Origin of the sequence: Chryseobacterium sp. Leaf394 (genome assembly GCF_001424105.1) — a bacterium.
Classification (GTDB): domain Bacteria; phylum Bacteroidota; class Bacteroidia; order Flavobacteriales; family Weeksellaceae; genus Chryseobacterium.
This window is the reverse complement of the sequence record NZ_LMQH01000010.1, coordinates 147,995-157,905: the sequence shown is the minus strand read 5'-3', so window position 1 is coordinate 157,905 and position 9,911 is coordinate 147,995. Positions and strand designations below refer to the sequence as shown.

The 9,911-nt window shown below is 36.6% G+C and carries 8 protein-coding genes and 1 pseudogene; all 9 read right to left on the bottom strand.

Annotated features, from left to right (window positions below):
• Positions 1 to 349 (bottom strand): annotated as a pseudogene (locus tag ASG21_RS20540) (hypothetical protein); the annotation flags it as partial.
• A 10-nt stretch (positions 350 to 359) separates the two neighbouring features.
• On the bottom strand, positions 360 to 1,220 hold the full coding sequence (rfbD, locus tag ASG21_RS03455) for a dTDP-4-dehydrorhamnose reductase (RefSeq protein WP_056075946.1): 861 nt from the start codon (positions 1,218 to 1,220) through the stop codon (positions 360 to 362).
• Between the two features lies 1 nt (position 1,221).
• Entirely contained in the window at positions 1,222 to 1,707 is a 486-nt protein-coding gene (locus tag ASG21_RS03450) for an acyl-CoA thioesterase (RefSeq protein ID WP_056075943.1), read from the bottom strand.
• A 69-nt stretch (positions 1,708 to 1,776) separates the two neighbouring features.
• The gene (locus ASG21_RS03445; RefSeq protein ID WP_056075940.1) at positions 1,777 to 2,280 is read right to left on the bottom strand and encodes an OmpH family outer membrane protein; all 504 of its coding nucleotides are present in this window, start codon (positions 2,278 to 2,280) and stop codon (positions 1,777 to 1,779) included.
• Between the two features lie 74 nt (positions 2,281 to 2,354).
• Positions 2,355 to 2,891 carry an OmpH family outer membrane protein gene (locus tag ASG21_RS03440; RefSeq protein ID WP_056075936.1) on the bottom strand — a complete coding sequence of 179 codons (537 nt, stop codon included), beginning with the start codon at positions 2,889 to 2,891 and terminating at the stop codon, positions 2,355 to 2,357.
• Between the two features lie 2 nt (positions 2,892 to 2,893).
• A complete protein-coding gene (bamA, locus tag ASG21_RS03435) occupies positions 2,894 to 5,431 on the bottom strand; it encodes an outer membrane protein assembly factor BamA (protein ID WP_056075933.1) in 2,538 nt (845 codons plus the stop codon).
• A gap of 29 nt (positions 5,432 to 5,460) precedes the next feature.
• Positions 5,461 to 6,210: a polyprenyl diphosphate synthase gene (uppS, locus tag ASG21_RS03430; protein WP_056075929.1), complete on the bottom strand. Its 750-nt coding sequence runs from the start codon at positions 6,208 to 6,210 to the stop codon at positions 5,461 to 5,463.
• Positions 6,211 to 6,217: 7 nt separating this feature from the next.
• Positions 6,218 to 7,111 (bottom strand): DUF6089 family protein, encoded by an 894-nt coding sequence (locus ASG21_RS03425; protein WP_056075926.1) that lies wholly within the window; start codon positions 7,109 to 7,111, stop codon positions 6,218 to 6,220.
• Between the two features lie 310 nt (positions 7,112 to 7,421).
• A complete protein-coding gene (locus tag ASG21_RS03420; protein WP_056075924.1) occupies positions 7,422 to 9,911 on the bottom strand; it encodes a polysaccharide biosynthesis tyrosine autokinase in 2,490 nt (829 codons plus the stop codon).

Below are 9,911 nucleotides of genomic sequence, written 5' to 3'. Positions count from 1 at the left end.
TTTTTTTCGGAGCAGCATCTTTATTCAGAAAATACAGATTCAATCTGTAATGCCCCGGATCAAACTTCGAAGGCGAACCATCAATGGTCTCAAAAGGTTTTACCGAATAAGAATTTGCACCGATTTCTTTTGCCTTTTTGTAAATAGAAGAAAATACTGCTGCATCATCAATGGAAAAGCCCCTTACTTCAATTTCTCCCAAATACTCAGCATTTTTACTGTTTTCTGAAAGTAAAGAAAAAGATTTATCAGTATTGTCATTTACCTTTTCCACCTTATTAAGAAGAACATTTTGGCTAAAAAAGATCTGCGAAATCAAGACGAAAAATATAATGTGAAATTTATTCATCGAATTAAAGTTAATTTTTAAGAATAGCAACTGCATCCTGAAGACTGTTTTCCCAGTGCTTAGGCTCGATGTTATAAATTTTTTCGATTTTATCTAAATTCATCGTGCTTCTTTTAGGTCTTTTGGCAGGAGTTGGATACTGTTCGGTTGTCAGTGAATTCAGCTTCACCGGAGATCCTGAAAATTCAGCGATCTTTTTTGCAAACTCAAACCAAGTCGTTTCCGGATAGTTTGAAAAATGAAAAATTCCGTAGGTTTTTGGTTCGGTTTCAATGATTTTTAAGATAGCTTCTGCCAAATCGTTTGCATTGGTCGGTTGCCCGAACTGATCACCCACAATTCCAAGCTCATCTTTTTGCGAAAATAAGTTGAGCATCGTTTTCACAAAATTCTTGTTGAACTCTGAGTAAAGCCATGAAGTTCGAAGAATAACTGTTTTAGGATTGTTCTCTAAAGCCAGCTCCTCACCTTCTCTCTTAGATGCTCCATAAACACCAATCGGGCTGGTAAAATCTTCTTCGGAATAATCTAAATTGGTTTCACCATCAAAAACGTAATCTGTTGAAACATGGATGAGTGTAGTTTTGTACTCCTTACATACTTCCGCAAGATTTCCTACTGCAACAGCGTTTACCGCGAAAGCTTTTTCTTCTTCTTTTTCCGCCAGATCAACCGCCGTGTATGCAGAAGCGTTGATGCAGAATTCAGGTTTATTGTCGTAGAAAAAATCATCGATTTGATCTTTATCTGTGATGTCTAAAGTTTTTGAATCTGTAAAAATAAATTCATACCTGCTTTCAAAATCGAAAGCGAGTTTTCTGATACAGTTTCCCAACTGTCCGTTTCCGCCAATAACTGCGATTTTTTTCATACTAAGAATTTTTTGCGTTTTGTGATCTTAAAAATTTTACTCTCGCCTGGAAATCTTTCTGCTCAAGATCAACAAAGAATTTACCGAAAGTTTCGATGATTTCCGGAGGATGTGTTTCTGATCTTCTGGTTTTCATATTAAAATAAATTACAGTTACCCACATTACAGCGTGAATAGTTTTCTCATCAGGACTTTTCATCAGAATTTCAACTTTTGCCGTACGCTCATTGATTTCTATGGTTTTACTGCTGATCACCACCTGATGATTGTAACGGACTTCTCTGAGATAAGCAATTTCGTTCTGAACTGTAATCCATGTACAGCCTGTTTTTTTGGTATATTCTTCATAGGTAAAGCCATAGTAGGTTTCTACATGATCTTCTCTGGCATTGAACATGTAATCCAGGTACTTCACATTATTCAGATGACCTATCGGATCACAGTCGCTGAATCTGACTTTTACCGTTGTTGAGACTTCTTTTTCCATGGCACAAAAATAAAAAAACCACCTTTAATAAAGAATAAAGGTGGTGATTATTATTTGGAATTAAAATAATTATTTAATAGCCAGTTCTTTTTTTACAGCGTCTGTGATATCTGCACCGTTTTTATAGACCAATGAAGTTGAATTTCCGTCTAAAACGAATTCGTAACCACCAGCTTTAGATACTTTCTCGATTGCTGTATTTAATTTTGCTTCGATTGGGTTGAAAGCAGTATCCTGCTTAGCCTGAAGATCTTTCTGAGCTTTTTGCTGCATTGCAGTAATCTCATCCTGAAGTTTCTTCATTTCGTCTCCTCTCGCTTTGTTCTCAGCTTCAGTTTTAGTCTGAGCTTCTTTCATATAAAGATCATACTTGGTCTGAGCTGCTTCCATTTTTTTCTTGATTTCAGCTTCTTTAGTATCTGCAAAAGCTTTAAGATCTGTATCCGCTTTCTTTTTTTCAGGCATTGCATTCAATACTCCGAATACATCTAAAGTAGCAACTTTTTGCGCTTTAGCCATTCCGAAAGAGGCCATCATCAATATCGCTGCAAATAATACACTTAATTTTTTCATAATAGGTAAATAGATAATTTTGTTTTTTTCTTTGATTGCAAAAATAGTAAAAAGTTAATTACTGCAATCAGAATTTATTTTTTGCTCTTTTTTTCTTTGTCTGTTCCTTTTAAAAGTATGTCTAAAACCTTATCGGTATAATCATATCTCTTCTGGAGGAAAATTACATTGTTGTCTGTTTTATCAAGAACCATGCCCAGCCCGTTTTTCTCAGACATTCTCTGAATGGCGGCCCAGATCTGATCCTGAAAAGGTGTCATCAGGTTGGCTCTCAGCTTGCTGATCTCTCCGGTAGATCCGAATCTTAAACTTGTGGTAGTCTTAATATTTTTTTCTAAATCTAAAACTTCCTTTTCACGAAGTCTCAGCTGATCGCCGATTAATAAAACTTTTTCGTTTTCAAAAGCTGATCTTTTCTTTTCATATTCAGACTGCTGACTTTGCAGTTCGTTCTGCCATGTATCAATCTGGGAGTTTAATCTTGCTTCAGCTTCTTTGTATTGCGGAAGCATTCCGAGAATATACTCTGTATCAACAACACCTATTTTCTGTGCATTTAAAAATGATGCAGAAAAAACGAATAGAAAAATAAAAGCTTTTAAAGATTTCATAATTATAAAGATTGGTTCATTAAGAAGTGTGTCTTCCAACCTGAAGGCTCTGTTCCCAATACTGTTTTATCGAAACCGTATGCGAAGTCAAAACCAATTAAACCGAAGGCTCCCATGTAGACTCTTACCCCTACACCCACGGATCTTTTGAGTGTAAAAGGATTGTAATTTGACCATGAGTTCCAAACGTTACCACCTTCAGCAAAAGTTAATGCATAAATCTTGGCTGTCTGGCTCATTGAGATTGGATATCTTAACTCTAACGTAAATCTGTTGTAAATAGTACCTCCACCTGTTGGCGTAATGTCATCTAATGTTCCACCGTAAGTAGAAGCATTTTCGTAACCTCTTAAAGGAATAAGTTCTCTACCGTCAAATCTACCTCCGAAAAGACCCGTACCACCAACGTAGAATCTTTCAAACGGCGGCGCTCCCAAAGCTTTGTCGTAACCATCCATGAAGCCCATTTCTGCGGAAGATCTAAGTACTAATTTCCCAAGAACTTCGTTGTAAACATCAGCTTTGAATTTGATTTTATAGAATTCCATCCACTTGTATTTCTCAACAGGAGTCATGGAAGAATAATTTTTAGCCTTAAATAATGAATATGGCGGCGTAAATTTACCTGACAATTCAATATTTGAACCCATTGTAGGGAAAATAGGATCTATCCCCGCCGAGTTTCTGCTTAAACCAATATTTAAACTTAAGTTATTTGCAGTACCGTACAATTCTGTTGAACTTCCGAATTCAAAAGGATAATTGCTGAAATTATACTTCTGGAACTGAAGACCTGTGTATAGTGAGAAATAATCATCCGGCCATCTTAAGAGTCTGTTTAGACCTACTGTTGCTGAGAAAATATTTAATTTCTGATCCGGACCGTTGAACTGGCTGTAATTTACCCTTGAATTGTTTAAACTTACTGAAAGTGCTGTCGGTTTTGTACCGAACAACCATGGCTCTGTAAATGAAATCCCGTAGTTCTGGAAATACTGCCCAGCCTGCGCCTGAATAGACAATGTCTGCCCATCACCCTGAGGTACAGGTCTGAAGTCTTTAAATTTAAGGAAGTTTCTCAGTGAGAAGTTATTAAATGTAAGACCTAAAGTACCGATGAAACTGTTACCACCGTAACCTGCCTGAAGCTGAACCTGTGAAGATCCTTTTTCAACAAGTTTCCAGTTTAAGTCAACCGTATTGTCCTGCTGATTTGGGTTAATATCCTGACCGATCTGCTGAGGATCGAAGAATGACATCCCCGCCAGATCGAAATATGTTCTTTTGATTTCAGATTTTTTGAAAAGCTCACCCGGTTTTGTTCTTAACGAACGAAGGATTACGTGGTCATGAGTGGTTGTATTCCCTTCCCAGGTTACACGGTTCCATGTTGCCTGCTCACCTTCATTGATACGGATTTCCAGATTTACGGCATCTCCGCTTACTGACTTTTCTACCGGCGTCACATTGGAGAAAAGGTAACCGTTGTTCATGTACATCGATTTGATGTCTGAATCATCTTCCTTACCACCATCTTCACCAACTTTTTTATTGAAACCTACCGCATCGTAGATATCACCTTTCTTATACCCCAGAAGTCTCTGAAGATATTCTGTAGGATAAACTGTATTTCCGGTAAAAGTAATATCACCGATGTAATATTTTTTACCTTCACTCAGTTTTACGTTGATTTCGTAATTATTTTTTTTGTTTCTCCATACAGAATCTGAGACAATTTTTGCATCTCTGTAACCCAAAGAGTTGTAGTAGTTCACAAGACCCTGTTTATCTTCCTGATACTTTTCTTCAATGAATTTGGATGATTTCAGGATACCTCCGATCCCGAATCTCTTCTGTTTGGTTTCTTTGAATGCTTTTTTTCTAAGTTTAGCATCGGTCACGTTATCGTTTCCTTCAAACTCGATATGGCTGATTTTGATTCTCTTGCCTTTATCGACATTAATCGTCCAGTCTACCATATTCGGATCGTTGGCATTTACTTTCTCCTGAATGCTGATGCTGGCGTCTGCAAAACCTTTCTTCACATAATCTTTGGGAAGGTTGGTTTTAAGACTTGAAACAAGGTTTTGGGTAATCTTTGTACCTGGCTTCAGGTTGTTGTCTTTCGCCAGTTTTTCGTTCTTGGATTTACCAATGCCTTTTCCTGCAAATTTAACTTCTCCAAGCTCTTTAAGATCCTGAAGATAAAATTTTAAAACTACAGTTTGCCCTTCAACACTCTCTACATACACCTCCACTTCAGAAAAAGACTGTGTATCCCAAAGCTTTTTGATCCCATTACTGATCTTTTGCCCCGGAATGTCTACAATCTCTCCTTTCGACAGACCTGTAAATCTCAAAATCTGAGCAGGTGTATATTTTTTTACCCCATCCACAACAATATCTTTCAGGGTATAAGCGCCCTGCTGATTATCTGCCAGTATGCTTGTATTCACAGCGGTACTGTCCTGTGGTGTTACTTGTCCATAAAAATGTGCAGAAGCCGCAAACATAATGATGGGTAATAATCTAAACTTCATTTTATCGTAGTCTTTCTTTTCTAAAAAATTTACTGGATATTGATTTGTTCTCCTGTGAGGCCATATCTTCTTTCTTTGTTCTGATAGTTTACAATACATTGAAAGAAAACATCTTTGGTAAAATCCGGCCAGAGAATATCGAGGAACTGCAGTTCTGCGTATGCGATTTGCCAAAGCAGGAAATTGCTGATGCGCACTTCACCGCTCGTTCTTATCAACAGATCTACAGGAGGGAAATTTTTTGTATATAAGTAATTTTCGAATAGTTGTTCGTTAATATCTTCAACTTCAATTTTTCCTTCTTTTACATCGTTACCGATTTTCCTTACAGCATTCAGGATTTCTTCCTGAGAACCATAGCTGATTGCCAGAATCAAATTGCCTTTGGTATTATCTTTGGTAAGATCTACTACATGGAGCAACTGATCTCTCACCAAAGACGAAAGCTTGTCTACATTTCCTATCACATGAAGACGCAGGCCTTTGGTAAAAATCTCCTCTGCTTCCAAAAGCAGTGTTTCGGTAAGAAGATTCATTAAGGTATTTACTTCCTCCTCAGGACGCTTCCAGTTTTCTGATGAAAACGTGTACAGCGTGAGGTAAGGAATATGAACTTCATTACATGCGTTAATTGCATTTCTTACAGCATCGATGGCATTTTTGTGGCCAAATGTTCTTTCTTCACCCCTTGACTTTGCCCATCTTCCATTACCATCCATGATGATAGCAACGTGCTGTGGTAATTTTTCGGGGTCTATTTTATCTTTAATCAACGACATAATTTAATTAATCACAATAACAAGGAGGTCTTCCGAATGAGTAGGTAAGACCAAGGCTGAAGGTATTCAACCAATCTCTTGATTCACCGTCACCTACATTTCTGGTTCTGATGAATTCTGCTTCTCTTTCTTTAGAAACAATAAAATAATTCCCTGTCTCAAGTAATGAACCTCCAGTATTTGGGCTCAAAATTTCTGCATTATAGCTTGAGTTCACATCTGTTCTCAGAACTTTACTGTGATCTAACTGATCTGTTACAGCAAGTCTGAAAGTTGCTTCTGCAAAAACTGCCCATCCGTGGTTGAATTTATATTTCAAACCGACACCAAACGGTACAATAGGTGCTATTTTTTTTCCTAAAGAATAATCAACAGTAGTTACAAAATCAAGCTCGTCAATCGGTGCCTGAGCTACTCCGTTGGCATCTCTTCTGTAATCGTGTCTCACAGTAGCTTTAGGAGCATCAAACATAATCCCTCCGAAACCGGCAAAAACATATGGACTCAACATACTCATCTGTTCATTGTTTACAGGGAAAAGGTTGTATTCAAAAAGCAAACTTGCTTCGTAGATATCATTTTTCCCAAATGAGTTACGGTTTCTTCTGTACTCTTCTTTTGCAGCCTTATCGCTGAACTGAACCTGATTGTAACCAACGTCTAATCTTACAGTCTGATAAGGGTTAAAATTAAATCTGTATAATAAACCACCATAAAAAGGAAATCCCCATTCAGAAGCTCTGTCTAAATCCAAAGGTTTTTGCAGGATATAATTTGTTTTACCAATATCGCCAACAAGATTACTCATCCCCAATCGAATTCCCAATTCGTTTCTTTGAGCTTTCACTGATACCATTACGCTAAAAATGGTTAGGAAGCTAAACAATAATTTTTTATTCATAAAAGAATACGGATTTATGGTTATTTTAAAATTTAATTTTTGCAAATATAAAACATTTTTATATTAATGATAATCTTAATGATTAGTTAAAAATAAACAAAAAAACATAATTAATATGTAACTAAACGGCAAAATGTTAAAAATATTCTTTTTATCCTATTTTGCACACATTTTTAGAAATTTTGAAGGCTATTTATTTTTTTTATAAAATCATTAAAATATTAAAATTTTTGTGAACCTTTTTTTTCTGAAAAACTGAAAGAAGGGTTCAATTTAAAAAAATAAAACCCTCAAAAAAGAGGGTATTACTCTATTTTTTGTTGAAAAAATCACGCAGTTTATTTCTTACCCTGATTAACAGTGGCTCTTTGTAGTTTTTGTCTTCATCAAAATAGCCGTAACCATAGCCATAACCGTAGCCGTAACCATAGCCATAACCCTGCTTGGTATTGTAATCGTTGTAGACAATTCCCAAATGCTTGATCTCGTTATCGTGGTATTTTTCTGTAATCATTTTGAGCATATATTTCTCTGTATACTCATGTCTCACTACATAAAGATTGGCATCAGAATGCTTCATCTGTTCAAATGAATCTGCAACCAAACCTACAGGAGGAGAATCAATAACAATGAAATCATACATGGTACGGAGTTCCTCAATAAACTGGATGTTTTTTTCGCTCATCAAAAGTTCAGAAGGATTCGGAGGTATGGGTCCGGACGTTGCCACATCCAGATTCGGAATTCTTGTTTTGTTGATAATTTTCTCAATTCCCACTTCACCAGTAAGGTAATTTGAGATACCAAATTTATTGTCAATATTAAAATCATTGAAAATTTTTGGCTTTCTAAGATCCATTCCCAACAATATCGTTTTTTTGTCACTCAGTCCCAATACTGAAGAAAGATTGATTGATACATAAGTTTTACCTTCACCACCAACAGATGATGTCACAAGAATGACTTTACTTTTGTCGTTCTCACCAGACAGGAATCTCATATTAGCCCTGATTCCCCTGAAGGATTCTGAAACTGACGATTTTGGCTGCTCCAGTACGGTAAGCATCGTATCTCCGTTGCCATTGTTCCCAATAACGCCCAAAAGTGGAATTTTTGTTACACTCAGAAGCTCTTTTATATTTCTGATTTTTGTATCTAAAAATGCTCCGACACCGATGAAAAATAATGGAAGTAACAACAGCCCACCCATAATCATCGACTTGGTCCCCTGTACGTTTGGTCCGATAGGTCCCTGTCCAAGATTTTTTGCAGGGTCGATTACTGAAATATCCGATTTATTGGTGGCAAGTCTCAGTTGGCTTTCATTCTGTCTTGACAGAATACTGTTGTACGTAGCTTCAATCATATTGTATCCACGTTCAGCATCCAAATATCTTCTCTGTTTTTCTGGGTAAGTGTCTAGATCCATATTGGCAGTGCCGATCTGCTGGTCAATCTTTGATATCTCAGAGGTGTAAACTGTATGGTAATTTCTCAGAGCACCATTTGAATTTACTCTGGCCTCACTGATGAGTCTGTTGATCTCCTTCATAGGCTCTGAATTGGGAGTATAAATTGCCGACATCTCCCTTCTTTTAGCATACAAAGCTTTCATTTCTGCCACAGATGCCTGGAAGAGACCATCTTCAAAACCTGCAGCGGAAGTACTGATCATTTTCTCAAAATTCTGTCCGTCAACACTGTTTCTGATGGTGTTGAGTGAGCTGAGTTTGCTTAAAAGATCGGCTTTTTTGGTTTCAAGTTCTTTTATTCTTTCCAGAGATTTTTCATCTCTGTTTTTGATATCGTAAAGTTTTTCTGAAGTCTTCAGATAGTTCATTACCTGAGCACTTGAATCTAATTTTTTTCTGATAGATTTCAGATTGTCTTCAAGATATTCTTTTGTATTTTCATCCAGAATATTTTTGTCTGCAAATCGTTTCTTCTGAAGTTCGGCAACAGATTTATTCAGGAAATTAACGGTACTGTTCAGATTATATCCTGTTTTGGTAATAATCATAATGGTATTGATTTCCTTGTCAAAATCTACAGCCATTGTACCAATAATGCCGTTTACAGCATCATTTACCGTAGAAAGTTCTACAATTATATTATCAAGTTTTATTGCCAGTGTTTTTGGGTTAGGCACTAATCTGAATCTGAGATTTGGCGTGGTATACCATTCATTAACTTTTACAGTTTTGTTTCCAGGCCTTGTATAGGCATCAACATTATGAAAACCTTCATACTCGTAGTTGTAAAGATTTGTGGACTCACCTTCTTCCGGAAGCTGAACTTCATATGTACCATTGGCTTTGGGCACTATAGTAATCGGATAATTTACCTGCTGGAAATGCTTTTTGTCTATTTCCACAAATACCGGCGAATCTTCCTTATCGAGGTAGGTCGCTTTAATAACACCTTTGGTTTTATAATTCACAAACAGGCCCAGCTCTTTCACCAAAAACTCATTGTGAGTACGTGAAAGTAACATTTTCTTTAAATAAATTCCATCCTGATTTCCCCCCTGTCCCCAGATGAAGTTGATGGATTGATTGGGTGTGAAATAACTTGCTGTATTATTTGAAACACTTAAAGAAAGATTTGAAGCAAAAATATTCTGAGCATAATATTTACCGTAAACATAGGCAATTCCGTAACCCAACATCAGCATAAGCACAAACCAGTACCAGTTTCTGATTACTCTTCTTATGAAATGCTCAATATCAAAAATCGCAAATGAACCTGTCTTTTCTTTAGGCTGAATCTTATCTGTCTTATTTTCTCTTTCCGGAATCAT